A 17,542-nucleotide genomic window follows, 5' to 3' on the forward strand; every position below is an offset into this window, starting at 1 on the left:
TGTCGAGTTCGCTGCCGACCGGTCACTGCGTTCGCTTTCGGTGGTCTCGGTCTGGTAGGACTAAGGCGGACCTAACACCGCAGGGAGGAGCTCCGCCGAGGTGACTGCCTGGTGAGCGCTCCGACCGTGGAGCCGGGCGCGCGGACCGACCACGCGAAACGATCAACACTGGCCAAGTGGATCCGGCGGCTGGCGTTGCCGATCATTGTCGGCTGGGTCCTGCTGATCGGCGTGCTCAACGTGACTGTGCCGCAGCTCGAAGTCGTCGGCCAGATGCGGTCGGTGTCGATGAGCCCGTCGGAAGCACCGTCGGTGATCGCGATGAAGCGCGTCGGCGAGGTCTTCCAGGAGTTCCAGTCCGACAGCGCGGTGATGATCGTCCTGGAGGGCGATCGGCCGCTGGGTGACGAGGCGCGCCGGTACTACACCGAACTGGTCGACAGGCTCGAAGCCGACGACCGGCACGTCGAACACATCCAGGACTTCTGGGGCGACCCACTCACCGAGGCCGGCGCGGTGAGCGCCGACGGCAAGGCCGTGTACGTGCAGGCCTACCTGGCCGGCAACATGGGCGAGGCGCTGTCCAACGAGTCGGTGGAGGCGGTCAAGCAGATCGTCGACGGCCTCGCGCCCCCACCGGGAGTCGAGGTCTTCGTCACGGGCGGGTCGGCGTTGGTGGCCGACCAGCAGATCGCCAGCGACCGCAGCGTACGCATCATCGAATACGTCACGTTCGCCGTCATCATCACGATGCTGCTGCTGGTCTATCGGTCGGTAGTGACCACGCTGATCACGTTGGTGATGGTGGTCCTGGCGCTGGCGGCGACGCGCGGCGCGGTGGCGTTCCTCGGTTATCACGAGCTCATCGGGTTGTCGACGTTCGCGACAAACCTGCTTGTGACGCTGGCGATCGCCGCGTCGACCGACTACGCGATCTTCCTCATCGGGCGCTATCAAGAAGCCCGCACGACAGGCGAGGACCGCGAGTCGGCGTTCTACACCATGTTCCGCGGGACGGCGCACGTGGTGTTGGGCTCGGGTATGACGATCGCCGGTGCAACGTTCTGCCTTTCGTTCACCCGCCTGCCGTACTTTCAGTCGCTGGGTGTCCCGCTGGCGGTGGGAATGACCACGGCCGTATTGGTGGCGCTGACGTTGGGACCGGCGATCATCTCGGTAGCCAGCAGGTTCGGCAACATCCTCGAGCCGAGGCGTGCGATGCGCATCCGGGGCTGGCGCAAGATCGGTGCCGCCATCGTGCGCTGGCCCGGCCCTGTCCTGCTGGCGACGGTCGCCCTCTCACTCGTCGGCCTACTAGCCCTGCCCGGCTACCGGCCGAACTACAACGACCGCAACTACCTGCCCCAGGACCTGCCGGCCAATCAGGGCTTCGCGGCCGCAGAACGGCACTTCTCCCCCGCGACCATGAACCCGGAACTGGTGCTCATCGAGAGCGACCACGACCTTCGCAACTCCGCTGACTTCATCGTCATCGACAAGATCGCCAAGGCGATCTTCCGCGTGCCGGGAATCAGCCGGGTGCAGACCATCACGCGGCCGAGCGGAAAGCCGATCGAGTTCAGCACGATTCCGGCGCAGCTGAGCCTCAGCGGCGTGAACCAGCAGTTGAACAGCAAGTACCTCGAAGACCGCATGGACGACATGCTGGTCCAGGCTGACGAGATGCAGACGACCATCGACACGATGACGCGCATGATGTCGCTGATGGGCGAGATGTCGGCGACCACGTCCAGCATGGTCGAGAAGACCAAGACCATGACCATCGACATCGCCGAATTACGTGATCACGTGGCCGATTTCGACGACTTCTTCCGGCCGATCCGCAACTACTTCTACTGGGAACCACACTGCTTCAACATCCCGATCTGCTGGGCGATGCGGTCGGTCTTCGACACCATCGACGGTCTCAACACGATGACCGACGACATCCAGCAACTGGTGCCCGATCTCGAACGCCTCGATGCGCTGATGCCCCAACTGATCGCGCTGATGCCCGAGCAGATCGAGTCGATGAAGACCATGAAGACGATGATGCTGACGATGCACGCCACCCAAGGCGGGTTGCAGGACCAGCAGTCGGCCATGTCGGAGAACCAGTCGGCGATGGGCGACGCATTCAACGACTCGTGGAACGACGACACGTTCTACCTGCCGCCGGAGATCTTCGAGAACGAAGAGTTCAGACGCGGCATGGAGAACTTCATCTCGCCGAACGGGCACGCGGTCCGGATGATCGTCCAACACGAGGGCGATCCGCTCAGCATCGACGGCATCGACCGCATCGATGCCATCAAGCACGCCGCCAAGGAGGCGATCAAAGGCACGCCGCTGGAGGGCTCGACGATCTACGTCGCAGGCACCGCCTCGGCATTCCGCGACATGCAGGAGGGCAACACCTACGACCTGATGATCGCGGCGATCCTGGCGCTGGCGCTGATCTTCACGATCATGCTGCTCATCACGCGAAGTGTGGTGGCGGCTGCGGTCATCGTGGGAACGGTCGTGTTGTCGCTCGGTGCCTCGTTCGGCTTGTCGATCCTGTTGTGGCAGCACATCCTCGGCATCGACCTGCAATTCATGGTGATGGCGATGGCCGTCATCATTCTGCTGGCCGTCGGCGCCGACTACAACCTGTTGCTGGTGTCGCGGCTGAAGGAGGAACTGCCGGCAGGCATCAACACTGCCCTCATCCGGGCGATGGGAGGCAGCGGTTCCGTCGTCACCGCGGCGGGTTTGGTGTTCGCGTTCACCATGATCTCCATGTCGGTCAGTTCGTTGACCGTCGTGGCACAGGTCGGCACCACCATAGGCATGGGCCTGCTGTTCGACACGCTGGTGATCCGCGCGTTCATGACGCCGTCGATCGCAGCACTGATGGGCAAGTGGTTCTGGTGGCCGCAGATCGTCAGGCCGAGACCGAAACCCGCGCCGTGGCCCGCGCCGCGACAGCCGACGCCGTGAAGAAGCCGAGCAGCGCCCATCCCGTCGCGCCGGTGAGACCGTGCTTGGCCACCAGGGTCAACACCACGCCGGCGACGACGATCAGGACCCCGGCGGTGGTGGAACGGGCACCGGTGGCCTGAACCGGCACGTCCCACCACGGCAGCCGGCGATGCTCCAGCGGCGAGAGCAGCCGGAACATCACGGCCATCACCACCGCGAACACAACTGCCCGCAGCACCAGCATGGCCCAGAAGTCGGGCGCGTTGACGTCGAAGGCGTCGCGCCCGACGGCGTGCAGGGAGAACGCCGCGATCGCGATCGCCACAATGTGCCACAGGTAGAGGGTCATGGCACCGCCGTTGCCCGTGGCGACGACATACCAGACGCGCGGCCTCTCGGCCCACCGGCGGATCGGCCCCGCTGAGGCCACGAACAGGCACGACATCCAGGTGCAGTGCAGGCCGAGCAGCAGCGTGGGCGGGGAGGTGTTCGACAGTTCCTCAATGCCGGTCACCACTAGAGCGACCTCGTACGGTCCGCTCACCACAAGCAGGATTTGGGCGGTCAGGGCGGCGAGGGCGCCGAGCAGCGCGGCCCGTACGGTGACGAGATTGCGGGCGTAGGCCACGCCGATCACCATCGGAATGAGCCATACCACAACGAAGTTCATGACCCCGAACAGGTCGTTGCCTGCGACGATCCGAAGCGCGTCGAAGGCGCCGGCGGCGGCCAGCAGGGCGGCGATGAGCGCGAGGGCCGCGCGCCCCGAGGTGAGACGGGTCAGGGCCGGCACGAACGCCAACACGACGAGATACACGCCGAGGAACCACAGCAGCGCAACCACTTCTCGGCCGAGATCGGCGGCGGATTCGGCGCCAAGCGTCAGATGGACCACCGCAAGACCGATCGACCATGCTGCCAGATACCAGAACAACGGTCGGCACAATCGCTGCGCGCGCCTGACCAACCATGTCCCCCACGCCGAGCCGGGGTGCCAGCCGTACGCGCCGGCCGCGCCGCCTGCGAAGAAGAACAGCGGCATCACCTGCAGAATCCAGGTGACGGGGGCGGCCGCGGGCAGCTCACCCAGCGAGTTTCCGATGCGCACACCGCCGTCCTCGATGGTGGCAAGCAGCAGCGCACAGTGACCGAAGATGACGACGAGCAGCGCGCCGAGACGGCCGACGTCGACGGCGCGATCGCGGTCGCCGGGGGTCGCGGCGTTGAGCTTGGCGGCGCCGGACAGGGACTTGGTGAGCGGCATGCCTCAAGGATGCCGGTCGCTGGCGTGAACCGGATGAGTAGGACCACCCGAGAGGCCGTGTCGTCACAGCGCGCCACGGCGATGTCAGGGCATATCGCGATCTGCATCGATTATGCATCGATTAGTTGCATCGATCTCGCATCGTTTGGTATATTGACATCATCGTCAGACGGTTGGTCCTCGCGATCGTTGACCAACCAACCGGATTCAGGAGTGCGACCATGGCCTTCGACACCATGAGTATCGAGTCGACGCTCCGGCTGGTGTTCATCGGCGGGTTCCTGGCCCTGCTCATTCTCAGCCTCGCGATGGACGAGGACAGCTACGCCCGCAGGTCTACGCGGCGCCGCCGGCGGGCCGGGAAAGTCCAAACGGCATCCGACGGATCCGGCGCCGAGGCTGACCGCACGACGATTGCCTCACGATCTCGGGCAGCGAAAGAGAAGGTCGGCTGAGCGGCTGTGTGACCTATAGGGCCGCACGCCGACCGGCCGTCGCGCCGCCGAACGCGGGCCGTCGATTTGCCTGACGCGGTGGTGGGTACTTAGCAGTATCCACGCATTCATTCCGGGGGAGGCAGCATCCGATGGTTGGTCAGGAAAACGGTGAAGGTGGCCGGTGGGACGTCGGCTTCAAAGGCGATGCGGTGTACCTGGAACGCCGCAGCGAGGACGACGAACAACTCTTCAGGGACAAGCTGGAACCGGAGGAAGCGCGCGAACTCGCCTCGCTGTTGAACAAATACGCCGACAAAGCGGATTCGGCCGACACAGGTGCTTCGAGCGACGACGATTCGGACGATGACTCCGACGACGACGATTCGGACGATGGCGACGATTCGGATGACGGCGGTGGCTCTCATGACGTTGACTCTGATGAGGAGAGCCGGGACCGCGACTGAGGCATACTGCCTTCCATGGGGGCGACGGTGACGCGTACAAAGCGGTTCTGGGCGGCGTGGATGGCCGCGGGTGTGGTCGTTGCGGTCGGGACGGCCGGCCCGGCGAGTGCAGACGAGATATCGGCGAACGCGGTAGGTACATACGACGCCGTGTATCCGTGGGACACGACGACGTGGGTCGTCACGCCGTGTGAGGACGATTCGGTCCAGTGCGTCCATGTGACCGAGTACGGCGCCGGCGACACCGCGCGGGAGTATCCGGGGTGGAGTGCGAACGCCTACTGGCAGGTCGGTTGGTGGATGATCCAGGGCGTCGACACACCCAATGCCCTGACATGTGAAGACGGTTCACAGCACAACCTGCCGATGAACTATGTATGGGATGCCGCGACCGGTTCCGGCGTTCGCTCCTACTACGAACCGGGGATCTGTGATGGCAACGCCTACAACGGGTTCAACGAATTGACCGTGACTAGGATCGCACCTGCGACGGCGCCGGCTTAGCGGCCGGGAATAGAACCGGGATGATCACTGGGCGGTCAGGGCCGGAAACGGCCGTTCGTCGTAGACATCACAACCAGCGCCTAACGGTGGCCGAAAACCGCGATCGCTCGCGCTCATGTCTCCTGTCGCAGGTATCCCGTCGGCCAGCCCGTAGCGTAGGTAAACCGTTCCCATAGGACTGGCGACCGGCTGACCGAGGAGCGTGAGGTTCGTGGGCACCTCGCCACCATCGAAGACTTTCTTGCCCACCCCGAGAACGATCGGATGCACCCAGAGATTGAGGCGGTCGAAGAGCTTCTCGCGAAGAAGCGTCTGGACCAGGTCGAGGCTGCCGACGACGCTGACATGCTCGTGCTGATCGCGGATCTCGCGGACGGCGCCGGGCAGATCCGGAGCGAGTTGCGTGGAGCCTGCCCATGAGAGGTCGGGCCTGCCGCGGGACGCCACGTACTTCGGGACACGGTTGAAGATGGCGGCGATCTCGTCGTCCTGGCCGCTCTGCCGATGCGGCCAGTGCGCAGCGAAGATGTCGTACGTCCGACGGCCGAGCAGCAGGGCGTCCGTGGCTTCATACGCGGCGCCGACCTGTTCACCGCAAGCCTCGTCGAACAGGGGTGCCTGCCACCCACCGAACGGGAAACCGGCCGGATCCTCGTCGGGTCCGCCCGGCGCCTGCCCGACGAGGTCGAGGGTCGCGAAGAGTTCGATGTGGACGAGGCCCATGCCTACTCCCGATGGTCGGCGATCTCGGTCAGAAGGTAGACCTATAGGTGAACTCAGATTCATCGGCGTGGCGGCGCCCGCAGGGGACGTTTTAGGTGCTCGACGTGACCCTGGTGTCGTGCGCTACGGGCACAAATTGGGCTCATTGCGGGGCATTGTCCGACGCTGCGGTATGGTTCATCGCGTCCGCCGGTTGCTTGGCGGCATTGCGGGCTGTGGCGCAGTTTGGTAGCGCACTTGACTGGGGGTCAAGTGGTCGCAGGTTCAAATCCTGTCAGCCCGACGCAATCATCGACGCATTGTGGTGGCGCTAGTCGGATGCGCAGCTGATACAGGTTGTCCAGGCTGCCGAGTCCTGGCGAGGTGTCCTCCCCGGGCGGGGTCTCGCCGCCACGTCCGCCTCTGCAAGGCGTTCGGTCTGCAAGCATGCCGACCGGCTGGCACTGGACTAGAGTCACTTCACCGGCCAACGGCGCTGGACCGACCAGCAGCCTTCACGGCCATCACCTGTCCGGCTCCACGCGGTACAAACTTTCGCCGGCCGCAGATGGTCGGCCCCTGAGTTCGAACACTGCTGCCGTCCCGTCACAGCACCAACCGCCATCACGGGGTATACCCAAGCGGTGACCGCACGCGACGACACGCCGCTCTGGCTCTTCGCCGATCAGCTCGGCCCGGTATTCCACGGCGGCGAGCACGCGCACCGCGAGGTCCTGCTCGTAGAGTCCGATGCGGCGCTGCGCAAGCGCCGCTATCACCGCCAGAAGCTGCACCTGGTCCTCTCGGGACTGCGCCACGCCGAGCGCGATCTCGGTGACCGTGCCAGCCTGCTCAAGGCCGACACCTACACCGACGCACTCGAGCGCTTCGGCCGAGCGGTGGTGGTTCATCAGCCCACCTCGCACACCGCCGAACAGTTCGTGCACCGTCTGGTGAAGCAGGGCCTGGTCGCAGATGTCCTACCCACGCCGATGTTCGCGTTGTCCCGCAAAGACTTCGAGGAGTGGGCGGGAAATCGCACCCGCTTCCGGATGGAGGACTTCTACCGCGACCAACGCCGCCGCTTCGACGTCCTGATGGACGGCCGCGAGCCCGTCGGGCGCCGCTGGAACTACGACGAGGACAACCGCGAGCCACCGCCGAAGAAGCAGTCGACCCTCGGCGTGCCCAAGCCGTACCAACCACGCGAAGACGACATCGACGAGCATGTCCGCCGCGACCTCGACGCGACGGGCCTCGACACCGTCGGCGCCGACGGCCCGCGACTGTTCGCCGTCACGCCCGCTGAGGCCCAGCGCGCGCTCAGGCGCTTCATCGACCATCGGTTGCCCACCTTCGGTCGGTGGGAGGACGCCATCATGGGCGGTGACTGGGCGATGTCGCACTCGCTGCTGTCGGTGCCGCTCAACCTCGGCGTGCTGCATCCTCTCGAGGCCGTCCACGCCGCCGAGCAGGCGTACCGCACGGGCGCCGCGCCGCTGGCCGCCGTCGAGGGCTTCATCCGCCAGATCCTGGGGTGGCGCGAGTACATGTGGCACCTGTACTGGCACTTCGGTCCCGGCTACCTTCGCAACAACAACCTGGACGCCCGTACCAAGTTGCCCCAGTGGTGGGCCGAACTCGACGCCGACGCCGTCACCGCCGAATGCCTGCGGCACGCGCTGATGGGAGTCCGCGACCGCGGTTGGACCCACCACATCCAACGGCTGATGGTGCTGGGCAACTTCGCGCTACAACGCGGCTATTCACCGAGCCTGCTGACCGACTGGTTCGCCACCGCATACGTCGACGGCTTCCGGTGGGTGATGCCGACCAACGTCATCGGCATGAGCCAACACGCCGACGGCGGCGCGCTGGCCACCAAGCCGTACTCCGCCGGTGGCGCCTACATCAACAAGATGAGCGATCACTGCGGCGACTGCGCCTACGACCCGAGAAAGCGCCTCGGCGAGGACGCCTGCCCGTTCACCGCCGGGTACTGGACGTTCGTGCACCGCCACCGCGACCTGCTCGCCCGCAATCGGCGCACCCAGCGCTCGGTGGCGATGCTGGAGCGCCTCAAAGACATCGATGAGGTGCTCGAGCAGGAGCGCACGCGGCGGGCCTATTGACACTCACCGGCGGGTGGCGACGGACTCGACGTCATCGGTGACGGGCACCGACTTCGGCGCCCGCGAGTTGCGCCACGCCAGGAGAACCAGCGAGGCCCAGGCGATCACGATCGACGAGTACAGCGCCGTCGACCACGGCCACTCGATGCCGAAATAGTGCACCAGCTTCTGGCTGTTGGTCAGCACGATCACCCCACCGACGGCGCTGCCCAGCAGCGCCGGGCTGATCCGGCTGACCAGCCAGGCGGCAATCGGGGCCGCGATGACTCCGCCGACTGCGAGGCCGAGCACGATCGGCAGGTTCTGCACGAACTCCTCGCGCAAGCCGATCAGGAACCCCAGCGACGCCGACGCCGCGACCAGGAACTCCGACGCGCTCACCGAACCGATCACCGTGCGCGGTGCGGTCTTGCCCCGCGACAGCAGCGTGCTGGTGGTGACCGGTCCCCAGCCGCCGCCACCGGAGGCGTCGATGAAGCCGCCGAACAAGCCGAGCGGGCTGAGGAACTTCGCCGAATGTGGCGTCTCCCCGTGCCGCAGCACCGGCGGATTCCGCAACGAGAAGCGCAGCAGCACATAGCCGCCGATGACCACCAGGATTCCGGCCATCAGCGGTGCGGCGTGCTCGGTCGACAGCGACGACAGCACCGTCGCTCCGGCGAACGCGCCGATCGCACCGGGTGCGCCCAGCTTCAACACGATCGACCAGTCGATGTTCTTGAACCGCCAATGCGACAGCCCGGACGCCAGCGTGGTGCCGACCTCGGCCAGGTGCACGGCCGCACTGGCCTGCGCGGCGCCGACACTGCTGAGGACCAGCAGTGTGGTGGCCGTTACGCCGAAAGCCATTCCCAGCGCACCGTCGACCAGTTGTGCGCCGACGCCGACGAGCGTGAAGATCAGCAGCGAACGCATAGGTTCTGCTTTCGGATGAGGTGGTCACCTGGTGGGACCGGACGGACGGTGGGCGCGAAGTCAGATGCGCGCGCGACACCACTCGTCGAAGGCGATGATCCGTCGCGACGGCCAGAACGGCTCGAGTGCACACAGGGCTGACGGCGCGGTGCGGAATCGGCGTTCAGCCACCCGTCTCCCCTTCCCGGTCACGACGTACCCGGCCACCTTACCGAATGGATCTACAGACTCAGCAATCGGTAGAGCCCGATCATTCCCACCACGATGATCACCGCGCGCAGGGCGTTCGGCGAGAACCGTCGTCCGTAGTGGGCGCCGAGGAACCCGCCGACCAGCGAACCGATCGCGATCAGGCCGGCCGCCACCCAACTGATGCGGTCGAACGCGACGGCCATATAGGCCGCTGCCGCGACGATGTTGACGATCAGCGACAGCAGATTCTTGGCCGCGTTCATTCGCTGGATGTCCTCCGGAAGCAACGCGCTCATCGCCGCGAGCAGCATGATGCCCTGCGCAGCGGTGAAATAGCCGCCGTAGACCCCGACGGCGAACGTCGCGACCACCAGGGCCACCATCCGCGCGGTGGACACATGGTCGGCCGACCGGCCGGCCGCCTCGGCCCGTCGCCGCGCGAACTCCTGGATCCGGGGTCCCACGATCACCAGAGCCAGTGCGGCGACAAGGAGCACCGGCACCACCTGTTCGAACACCGCCTCGGGCAGGTGCAGCAGCAGAAACGCCCCCAGGCCCGCGCCCACGAACGACGCCGGGATCTGCCACGCCAACCGATTCGCCTGGCCGCGTAGTTCGCGCCGGTAACCCCAAGTGCCCGACACGCCACCGGCGACCAGGCCGACCGCGTTGGACATGGTGGCGGTCACCGGTGGAAAGCCCAGTGCGACCAGCGTCGGGAAGGTGATCAGGGTGCCCGAGCCGACGAGCGTGTTGATCGCGCCTGCGCCCAGACCCGCCACCGCGATCAGGACCATGTCGACGATGGGCACCCGGTGAACACTACTGAGCGGCTCCGACCGACTCCCGACCGATCAGCGACGCTCAGCGCACCGCGGGCTCCCTCAACGTCGCTTGGCGCCGCGTTTCTCCCGCACCCGCACGTTGATTCGGATCGGACTGCCCTCGAAGCCGAAGGTCTCGCGCAGCCGTCGCTCCAGGAACCGCCGGTAACCCGCCTCCAGGAAGCCGGTCGTGAACAGCACGAACGTCGGCGGGCGGGCGGTCGCCTGGGTGGCGAACAGGATCCTTGGCTGCTTGCCGCCGCGCACCGGCGGCGGATGTGCCGCGACCACTTCCTTGACGAACGTGTTGAGCCGGCCCGTCGACACACGCGTGTCCCACGACTCCAGCGCCTTCTCCAGTGCCGGCACCAGCTTCTGCACCGCCCGTCCCGTCCTGGCCGAGACATTCACCCGCGCCGCCCACTGCACCTGTACCAGTTCGCGGTCGATCTCGCGGTCCAGCAGGTACCGGCGATCCTCGTCGACCATGTCCCACTTGTTGAACGCCAGCACCAGTGCCCGGCCCGCCTCGATGACCATCGACACCACCCGCAGGTCCTGCTCGGTCAGGGGCTGCGAAGCATCGACCAGGACGATCGCCACCTCGGCGGCGTCGATGGCGCCGCGCGTGCGGACCGACGCATAGAACTCGTGACCGCTGGCCTGGCCGACCTTGCGGCGCAACCCAGCCGTGTCGACGAATCGCCAGAGCTTGCCGTCCATTTCGATCAGCGAGTCGACCGGATCCACCGTGGTGCCCGCGACGTCGTGCACCACCGACCGCTCATCTCCTGACAGCCTGTTTAGCAGCGAGCTCTTGCCGACATTGGGTTTGCCGACCAACGCGACGCGGCGCGGCCCTCCCCCGCCGGAACCCAATTCCGATACCGCGGGCAAGGATTCCATCACCGAGTCCAGCAGGTCGGCAACGCCGCGGCCGTGCATGGCGCTGACCATGTGCGGCTGTCCGAGACCCAGTGACCACAGTTCGGCCGCATCGGCCTCCAGCCGTTCCGAGTCAACCTTGTTGGCCGCGAGAAAAACCGGCTTGCCCGACCGCTGCAGCAACCGAGCCGCCGCCTGATCGGCCGTCGTTGCGCCCACGACCGTGTCGACGACGAAGACGACGGCGTCCGCGGTGCGCATCGCCACGGTCGCCTGCTCGGCGACCAACTGCTGCAACCCTTTCGCGTCGGGCTCCCAGCCGCCGGTGTCCTGCAGCACGAAGCGACGCCCCGACCAGAGTGCGTCGTAGGACACCCGGTCACGCGTCACCCCCGGCACATCCTGGACCACCGCCTCTCGGCGGCCGAGGATCCGGTTGACCAACGTCGACTTGCCGACGTTGGGTCGCCCGACCACCGCGACCACCGGCGGCGGCGCGGCCGCCTCCTCGATCGCCTCAGCGACCTCATCAACTCCGATGTCCGCGCCGACGTTCCAATCGTTTTCGTCGACCCAGGTTCCATCGTCACTCACTGCTGCGCTCCCTCACGTTCCTGCACCAGGCGCAGCAGGTGTGCGATCACGTCGCGCTGCGTCATCGCGCTGGTGTCGACCACCACCGCGTCGTCGGCGGGCCGCAGCGGGGAAACCGGCCTCGTGGAATCCAGATGGTCGCGGCGCCGCACATCGGCGAGCACCGCCTCGTAATCGTCGGCCAGTCCGGATGCCACGTTCTGTTCGTTGCGCCGCCGTGCGCGCTCCTCCGCCGATGCCGTCAGGAAGATCTTGAGGTCGGCGTCGGGCAGCACCACCGTGCCGATGTCGCGGCCCTCGACGACGACGCTGCCCCGACCGCCCACCAGCGACCGCTGCACGTCGACCAACCGGGTACGCACGGCGGGCACGGCCGAGACCGCGGACACGGCCCGTGTCACCGCGTCGCCGCGGATCTCGACCGAGACATCCTCGCCGCCGAGGAAGGACCGGTCCTCCTCCGGGTCGTGGCCCACGCTCAACTCCGCCCGATTGGCCACCGCGGCGACCGCGTCTGCGTCGGACAGATCAACACCAGCGCGCAGCACGGCCAGCGTGGCGATCCGGTACATCGCCCCGGTATCGAGGTAACGCGCCCGGAGTTCGCGTGCCAAACCCCTTGACACCGTGGACTTTCCTGTGCCGGCCGGCCCGTCGACCGCGATCACCATCGCGCTCACAGTCCCACCGCCCGATACAGCTCGCCCAGTTCCTTCTGCGTCAGCACCCGGATGCTGCCCGGCCGCTGGTCACCCAGCGACACCGTGCCGATGTCGGTGCGCACGAGTTCCCGTACCGGAAAGCCCGCTGCGGCCAGCATCCGACGCACGATCCGCTTGCGGCCCTCGTGCAGCGTCACCTTCACCAGGGTCTTGCCGGGAACCTTGTCCACCACCGCGAAATCGTCGACCCGTGCGGGTCCGTCGTCCAACTCGATGCCCTCACGCAGCTTGCGGCCGAACCCGCGCGGCACCGTGCCCTCCACGGTCGCCAGATACGTTTTGGGCACCTCGAACGACGGATGCATGAGCCGGTGCGCCAGCTCACCGTCGTTGGTCAGCAGCATCAGCCCTTCGGTGTCGGCGTCGAGCCGCCCGACGTGAAACAGCTTCTTGTTCCCCCTCACCCGGTGCTCGACGAGATCCCCGAGGCACGGCCGGCCGCGGTCATCGGACATCGTCGAATGCATGCCCTTGGGCTTGTTGATGGCCAGGTGGACCAGCGTGTCGTCCAACGTGACGCGCGCCCCGTCGACGCGGATCACCGATACGGCTGGGTCGACGCGAGTACCCAACTCGGTCACCACCCGGTCGTCGACCTCGACCCGGCCGTCGCGGATCATCTTCTCGGCGACCCGGCGCGACGCGATGCCGGCCTGCGACAACACTTTCTGCAGCCGCACGCCCTCGACTTCAGCCATGCGCATCGGTGTCCACGTCGAAGGTCATCGGCTGTTCGCGAGGCGGCGCGCCACTGAGCTTGATGAAACGCGGTTCGTCGTCCAGGTTTTCGCTGAGATCGTCGATGACATCCACGTCGGGCAGCAGTGGCGCGATGTCGGGTAGGTCCGCCAGCGACGTCAACCCCAGTCGTTCCAGGAACAACTCGGTGGTCGCGAACGTCACCGCGCCGGAATCCGGGTCGGTGCCCGCCTCGGTGATCAGACCGCGGGCCACCAGGGTGCGTATGACGGCGTCTACGTTGACGCCGCGCACGGCGCTCACCCGCGCCCGCGTCACCGGTTGGCGGTAAGCGACGACGGCCAGCGTCTCGAGCGCCGCGCGCGTCAGCTTCGAGCGCGCCCCGTCGAGCAGCAACCGCTCCACGTATGGTGCGTAGCGCGCGCGGGTGTACATCCGCCAGCCGCCGCCGGCCTCGCGCAGATCGATCCCGCTGTCGCGCGCCGCATACTGCTGGGCCATCGCGGCCAGCTGGGCCGCGACCCGGTAGGGCGGTTGCTCGATGGCGAGCGCGAGTTGTTCGACCGACGCCGGGGTGTCGACCACCAGCAGCAGCGCCTCCAGCGCAGCGCCGAGTTCGGCGTCCGGCATCTCCGGAGGTTCGGCGACGTCGATGCCGAGCGCGGCATCGGTGGGCGTCTCTTCGGGGGTCTCGTCATCCATATTGGTCTTCTTCCACCGCGAGGTGTTGGTGCGTCGGCCGCTCGCCTGTCCATGAGATCTGGAGTGCCCCAAGCGGTTCCGGCTGCTCGAACGCCACTGCCCGCGCCCGGTAGAGCTCGAGCAGCGCGAGGAACCGCCCGACGATCTCGATCGGCGCCTGACAGTCGGCGACCAGGTCGCGAAACGACGCCCACTGCCCGATCCCGCGGGTCTCCAGCAGCGTCATCAGGTTACCGACCTGCTCGGGCACCGACACGGCCACGTGGTGCAGATGGTCGGTGCCCACCGTCGGTACGGGGCGCGGGGTGAGCGCGGCCGCCGCGATGTGCGAGAACGCCTCGACGTCGACGCCGATCATCACCTCGGGCAGCAGCTCGGCATACCGCTCCTCGAGGGCCACCGACCGCGGATAGCTGCGCAGCGCCGCCGCCTCCAGCTCGGCGAACATCTCGGCGACATGCTTGAAGGCCCGGTACTGCAGCAGTCGGGCGAACAGCAGGTCGCGTACTTCCAACAGCGCGAGATCCTCGTCGTCATGCACCTCGCCCGCGGGCAGCAACCGCGCGGCTTTGAGATCCAGCAGCGTCGCAGCGATGACCAGGAACGCGGTCGTCTCGTCGAGCCCGAGCTGCGACCCGATGGCCTTGGTGTAGGCGATGAAGTCGTCGGTGACCCGGTGCAACGCCACCTCGGTGACGTCGAGGCGGTGCGCGAATATGAGCTGGAGCAGCAGGTCGAACGGGCCCTCGAAATTGCTCAGCCGGACCTGGAAGCCTGCCTGCGAAGACTGGTCCGGCTCCTGCCTCGTCACGCGCCGAACCGGTTGATGACCTCGCGGGCCAACGACCGGTACGACTGTGCGCCAACCGATTTGGGCGCCCATGTCGTGATCGGCTCGCCGGCGACGCTGGTCTCGGGGAAGCGCACCGTGCGGGTGATGACGGTGTCGAACACCAGGTCGCCGAACCGCTCCACGACCCGGGCCATCACCTCCCGTGAGTTGACGGTGCGCGGGTCGTAGCGGGTGATCAGGATGCCGCTGATCGACAGCTTCGGGTTCAGCCGGTCGTGCACCTTATCGACTGTGTCGGTCAACAGGGCCAGCCCGCGCAGGGAGAAGAACTCGCACTCGGTCGGGATGATCACGCCGTCGCTGCAGGCCAGTCCGTTGACGGTCAGCAGACCCAGCGACGGCTGGCAGTCGATCAGCACGTAGTCGTAGCGGTCCAGCACCGGGTACAGCGCGCGGGCCAGCGACTGTTCCCGGCCCACCTCGTTGACGAGTTGGATCTCGGCGGCAGACAGGTCGATGTTGCTGGGCACCAGGTCGAGGTTCTTGACCCGGGTGTGGATCAGCACATCGTCGATCGACACCCGCGGCTCGACCAGCAGGTTGTGCACGGTGTGCTCGAGCTCGTAGTGCGGCACACCCAAGCCGGCCGACAGCGCACCTTGCGGATCGAGGTCCACCAGCAGCACGCGGCGGCCGTACTCGGCCAGGCTGGCGCCGAGGTTGATGGTCGACGTGGTCTTACCGACACCGCCCTTCTGGTTGCACATCGCGATGACCTTGGCGGGACCGTGCGTGGTCTTCGGTTGCGGTTCGGGAATGCTCCGCGGCGGGCGGCCGGTCAGGCCCACCTCCGGCTCGCCGCCGTCGGCGTCGGTCATGCCGGACCGTCGCTGGTCAGGCAACTCATCGGCATGGCGAGCATCCGGGCAAGTTTAACGGGACACCCCTGCCAGGTCTGCCAGACCCGCGGGCGACTTTTCGCCGATCAGCTGGCTATGGTGACGCCGTGGGATGGAAGCAACGGATGCCCCTGCTGCGGTGGTCGTTCCTTCGGATGGTGGCCGGTGTGCGCAACATCAGCACCACGGGCCAGGTCGGGGACGGACGTGAGGCGGCGGCCGCGGACTTTGTGGTGGCCCATGCGCGCCGCGGGGACGTCGACGACGTGATCGCCACCATCGACAGGTTCGCCACCGAGAAGTCGTTCCTGATCAACGTGGGCGACGAGAAGGGCGCGATACTCGACGCCGCGGTCCGGCGCGCTGACCCGCGCCTGATCCTCGAACTCGGCACCTACTGCGGCTACGGCGCCTTGCGACTGGCCAGGGCGGCACCGGCCGCGCGCGTCTTTTCGGTGGAGCTGGCGCAGGCCAACGCCGACGTGGCGCGGCGAATCTGGGCACACGCCGGCGTAGACGACCGCGTCACCTGCGTCGTCGGCACCATCGGCGACGGCGGTCGCACACTCGACGCGCTGGCCACCGAGCACGGGTTTGCGCCCAGCCTGCTCGACGTTGTTTTCCTCGACCACGACAAGAACGCCTATCTGCCCGACCTGCAGAGCATCCTGGGCCGAGGGTGGCTGCACCACGGCTCGATCGTCGTCGCCGACAACGTCGGGATCCCTGGCGCGCCGAAGTATCGGGAGTACATGCGTCAGCAGCAGGGCCGGTCGTTCACGACCGTCGAGCACAAGACGCACGCCGAGTACCAGACCCTGCTGGCCGATTTGGTGCTCGAATCGGAGTACCTCGCCGACTGACCGGCCGCGACCCGGCAGCCACATCGCGTCCTGACTAGCGGGCCCGCGGATGGGCCCCCGCCCACACCTCGCGCAGCGTGTTGACGGTGACCATGGTGTATATCTGCGTCGTGGTGACCGAGGCGTGTCCGAGCAGTTCCTGCACGACGCGAACGTCGGCCCCGCCGTCGAGCAAGTGCGTCGCAAAGGAGTGGCGCAACACATGGGGCGACACCGTCGCGGTGACGCCCGCGCGCTCGGCGGCATCCTGCAGCACCTGCCATGCGCTCTGCCGCGACAGCCGTCCCCCGCGCGCGTTCAGGAAGATCGCCGCCGTGCCTTTGCCGCGACGCGCCAGGTCCGGTCGCCCGCGCACGAAATAGGCGTCGAGCGCGGTGACCGCGGGCCTGCCGACCGGCACCAGGCGGTGCTTGCCGCCCTTACCGCGCAACAGCACCGACCGCGCTCGAGTGTCGATGTCGTCGATGTCCAGGCCGACGGCCTCGGAGATGCGTGCGCCCGATGAGTACAGCAGTTCGAGCAGCGCGCGGTTTCGCAGCGTCAGCGCGCTGTCGGCTTCGCTGTCACCGCCCGCGGCCTCCAGCAGCGCGAGCACCTCGTCGATGGTCAGGCTCTTGGGCAGCCGCCTGCTGGGAGTGGGCGGCTTGACCGCCGACGCCACGTTGACATCGGTGAGGCCTTCGGCAGTGGCGAACCGGTGCAGTCCGCGGACCGCGATCAGGGCACGCGCGGCCGAGACCGCCGACAGCGGCGTTGTGCCGGCCTGGGGGTCACCGCGGCGCAGTGCGACAAGGAACTCGCTGACGTCCGCCTCGGCCACCTTCGTCAGGTCGTCGATGTTGCGGGCCGCCAGGTGCTCGGTGTAGCGCCGGAGGTCGCGGCGGTAGGAACTCAGGGTGTTCGCCGCGACACCGCGCTCGATCGTCAGGTGGTCGAGATAACCCCGTACCTGGTCGTCGAGGGGCGCACGGACGGTTGGCGGCACCG

The 17,542-nt window shown here is 67.1% G+C and carries 17 protein-coding genes and 1 tRNA gene; 7 read left to right on the forward strand and 11 right to left on the reverse strand.

What is annotated here, in order from left to right; genetic code table 11:
* The first annotated feature begins 111 nt into the window (after window positions 1–111).
* A complete protein-coding gene (locus K3G64_RS20905) occupies window positions 112–2,982 on the forward strand; it encodes an MMPL/RND family transporter (protein WP_238887019.1) in 2,871 nt (956 codons plus the stop codon).
* Here K3G64_RS20905 and K3G64_RS20910 read toward each other — a convergent pair.
* Window positions 2,927–4,228 (reverse strand): acyltransferase family protein, encoded by a 1,302-nt coding sequence (locus K3G64_RS20910; RefSeq protein WP_238887020.1) that lies wholly within the window; start codon window positions 4,226–4,228, stop codon window positions 2,927–2,929. The genes K3G64_RS20905 and K3G64_RS20910 overlap by 56 nt on opposite strands.
* A 221-nt stretch (window positions 4,229–4,449) precedes the next feature.
* On the opposite strand from K3G64_RS20910, the gene K3G64_RS20915 reads away from it, so the two are divergent.
* The 3 genes from K3G64_RS20915 (at window position 4,450) to K3G64_RS20925 (ending at window position 5,633) form a co-directional block, all read left to right on the forward strand.
* Complete coding sequence (locus K3G64_RS20915; protein WP_238887021.1) at window positions 4,450–4,683, forward strand: hypothetical protein; 234 nt, start codon at window positions 4,450–4,452, stop codon at window positions 4,681–4,683.
* Window positions 4,684–4,874: 191 nt separating this feature from the next.
* Window positions 4,875–5,129, forward strand: coding sequence for a hypothetical protein (locus tag K3G64_RS20920; protein ID WP_238887022.1), 255 nt, complete (start codon window positions 4,875–4,877; stop codon window positions 5,127–5,129).
* Window positions 5,130–5,156: 27 nt separating this feature from the next.
* Window positions 5,157–5,633 (forward strand): hypothetical protein, encoded by a 477-nt coding sequence (locus K3G64_RS20925; RefSeq protein ID WP_238887023.1) that lies wholly within the window; start codon window positions 5,157–5,159, stop codon window positions 5,631–5,633.
* 24 nt (window positions 5,634–5,657) lie between these two features.
* Here the strand turns inward: K3G64_RS20925 and K3G64_RS20930 are convergent, their stop codons facing one another.
* Window positions 5,658–6,356 (reverse strand): dihydrofolate reductase family protein, encoded by a 699-nt coding sequence (locus tag K3G64_RS20930; protein ID WP_238887024.1) that lies wholly within the window; start codon window positions 6,354–6,356, stop codon window positions 5,658–5,660.
* Between the two features lie 209 nt (window positions 6,357–6,565).
* Here K3G64_RS20930 and K3G64_RS20935 point away from each other — a divergent pair.
* Together K3G64_RS20935 and K3G64_RS20940 are read left to right on the forward strand one after the other, a co-directional pair.
* Window positions 6,566–6,639: transfer RNA gene (locus K3G64_RS20935), tRNA-Pro, on the forward strand.
* Between the two features lie 340 nt (window positions 6,640–6,979).
* Window positions 6,980–8,467 carry a cryptochrome/photolyase family protein gene (locus K3G64_RS20940; RefSeq protein ID WP_238887025.1) on the forward strand — a complete coding sequence of 496 codons (1,488 nt, stop codon included), beginning with the start codon at window positions 6,980–6,982 and terminating at the stop codon, window positions 8,465–8,467.
* A 3-nt stretch (window positions 8,468–8,470) separates the two neighbouring features.
* Here the strand turns inward: K3G64_RS20940 and K3G64_RS20945 are convergent, their stop codons facing one another.
* The 8 genes from K3G64_RS20945 to K3G64_RS20980 form a co-directional block, all read right to left on the reverse strand.
* The gene (locus tag K3G64_RS20945) at window positions 8,471–9,382 is read right to left on the reverse strand and encodes a sulfite exporter TauE/SafE family protein (RefSeq protein WP_238887026.1); all 912 of its coding nucleotides are present in this window, start codon (window positions 9,380–9,382) and stop codon (window positions 8,471–8,473) included.
* Window positions 9,383–9,603: 221 nt separating this feature from the next.
* Window positions 9,604–10,371, reverse strand: a complete 768-nt coding sequence (locus tag K3G64_RS20950) for a sulfite exporter TauE/SafE family protein (RefSeq protein WP_238950888.1) — start codon at window positions 10,369–10,371, stop codon at window positions 9,604–9,606.
* Between the two features lie 87 nt (window positions 10,372–10,458).
* Complete coding sequence (gene der, locus K3G64_RS20955) at window positions 10,459–11,877, reverse strand: ribosome biogenesis GTPase Der (RefSeq protein WP_238887027.1); 1,419 nt, start codon at window positions 11,875–11,877, stop codon at window positions 10,459–10,461.
* Window positions 11,874–12,548: a (d)CMP kinase gene (gene cmk, locus K3G64_RS20960; RefSeq protein ID WP_238887028.1), complete on the reverse strand. Its 675-nt coding sequence runs from the start codon at window positions 12,546–12,548 to the stop codon at window positions 11,874–11,876. The genes der and cmk overlap by 4 nt, the downstream gene beginning before the upstream one ends.
* 5 nt (window positions 12,549–12,553) lie before the next feature.
* Window positions 12,554–13,297 carry a pseudouridine synthase gene (locus tag K3G64_RS20965; RefSeq protein ID WP_238887029.1) on the reverse strand — a complete coding sequence of 248 codons (744 nt, stop codon included), beginning with the start codon at window positions 13,295–13,297 and terminating at the stop codon, window positions 12,554–12,556.
* Entirely contained in the window at window positions 13,290–14,000 is a 711-nt protein-coding gene (gene scpB / locus K3G64_RS20970; protein ID WP_238887030.1) for an SMC-Scp complex subunit ScpB, read from the reverse strand. Before scpB ends, K3G64_RS20965 begins: the two co-directional genes overlap by 8 nt.
* Window positions 13,993–14,811: a segregation/condensation protein A gene (locus tag K3G64_RS20975; protein ID WP_238887031.1), complete on the reverse strand. Its 819-nt coding sequence runs from the start codon at window positions 14,809–14,811 to the stop codon at window positions 13,993–13,995. Before K3G64_RS20975 ends, scpB begins: the two co-directional genes overlap by 8 nt.
* Window positions 14,808–15,671 carry a ParA family protein gene (locus K3G64_RS20980; protein WP_238887032.1) on the reverse strand — a complete coding sequence of 288 codons (864 nt, stop codon included), beginning with the start codon at window positions 15,669–15,671 and terminating at the stop codon, window positions 14,808–14,810. Before K3G64_RS20980 ends, K3G64_RS20975 begins: the two co-directional genes overlap by 4 nt.
* Window positions 15,672–15,817: 146 nt before the next feature.
* Here K3G64_RS20980 and K3G64_RS20985 point away from each other — a divergent pair, with 146 nt between their 5' ends.
* Window positions 15,818–16,555, forward strand: coding sequence for an O-methyltransferase (locus tag K3G64_RS20985; protein WP_370647238.1), 738 nt, complete (start codon window positions 15,818–15,820; stop codon window positions 16,553–16,555).
* Between the two features lie 34 nt (window positions 16,556–16,589).
* On the opposite strand, the gene xerD is transcribed toward K3G64_RS20985, so the two are convergent.
* Window positions 16,590–17,540 carry a site-specific tyrosine recombinase XerD gene (gene xerD / locus K3G64_RS20990; RefSeq protein WP_238950890.1) on the reverse strand — a complete coding sequence of 317 codons (951 nt, stop codon included), beginning with the start codon at window positions 17,538–17,540 and terminating at the stop codon, window positions 16,590–16,592.
* Window positions 17,541–17,542: the final 2 nt, after the last annotated feature.

Source organism: Mycobacterium sp. IDR2000157661 (genome assembly GCF_022317005.1).
GTDB lineage: Bacteria > Actinomycetota > Actinomycetes > Mycobacteriales > Mycobacteriaceae > Mycobacterium.

Excerpts from the sequence above, each read along its gene's own strand:
- K3G64_RS20910 (WP_238887020.1), bottom strand. The coding sequence starts at position 4,228 with ATGCCGCTCACCAAGTCCCTGTCCGGCGCCGCCAAGCTCAACGCCGCG.
- K3G64_RS20915 (WP_238887021.1), top strand. The coding sequence starts at position 4,450 with ATGGCCTTCGACACCATGAGTATCGAGTCGACGCTCCGGCTGGTGTTC.
- K3G64_RS20930 (WP_238887024.1), bottom strand. The coding sequence starts at position 6,356 with ATGGGCCTCGTCCACATCGAACTCTTCGCGACCCTCGACCTCGTCGGG.
- K3G64_RS20945 (WP_238887026.1), bottom strand. The coding sequence starts at position 9,382 with ATGCGTTCGCTGCTGATCTTCACGCTCGTCGGCGTCGGCGCACAACTG.
- K3G64_RS20950 (WP_238950888.1), bottom strand. The coding sequence starts at position 10,371 with ATGGTCCTGATCGCGGTGGCGGGTCTGGGCGCAGGCGCGATCAACACG.
- cmk (WP_238887028.1), bottom strand. The coding sequence starts at position 12,548 with ATGGTGATCGCGGTCGACGGGCCGGCCGGCACAGGAAAGTCCACGGTG.
- K3G64_RS20965 (WP_238887029.1), bottom strand. The coding sequence starts at position 13,297 with ATGGCTGAAGTCGAGGGCGTGCGGCTGCAGAAAGTGTTGTCGCAGGCC.
- scpB (WP_238887030.1), bottom strand. The coding sequence starts at position 14,000 with ATGGATGACGAGACCCCCGAAGAGACGCCCACCGATGCCGCGCTCGGC.
- K3G64_RS20980 (WP_238887032.1), bottom strand. The coding sequence starts at position 15,671 with ATGACCGACGCCGACGGCGGCGAGCCGGAGGTGGGCCTGACCGGCCGC.
- K3G64_RS20985 (WP_370647238.1), top strand. The coding sequence starts at position 15,818 with ATGCCCCTGCTGCGGTGGTCGTTCCTTCGGATGGTGGCCGGTGTGCGC.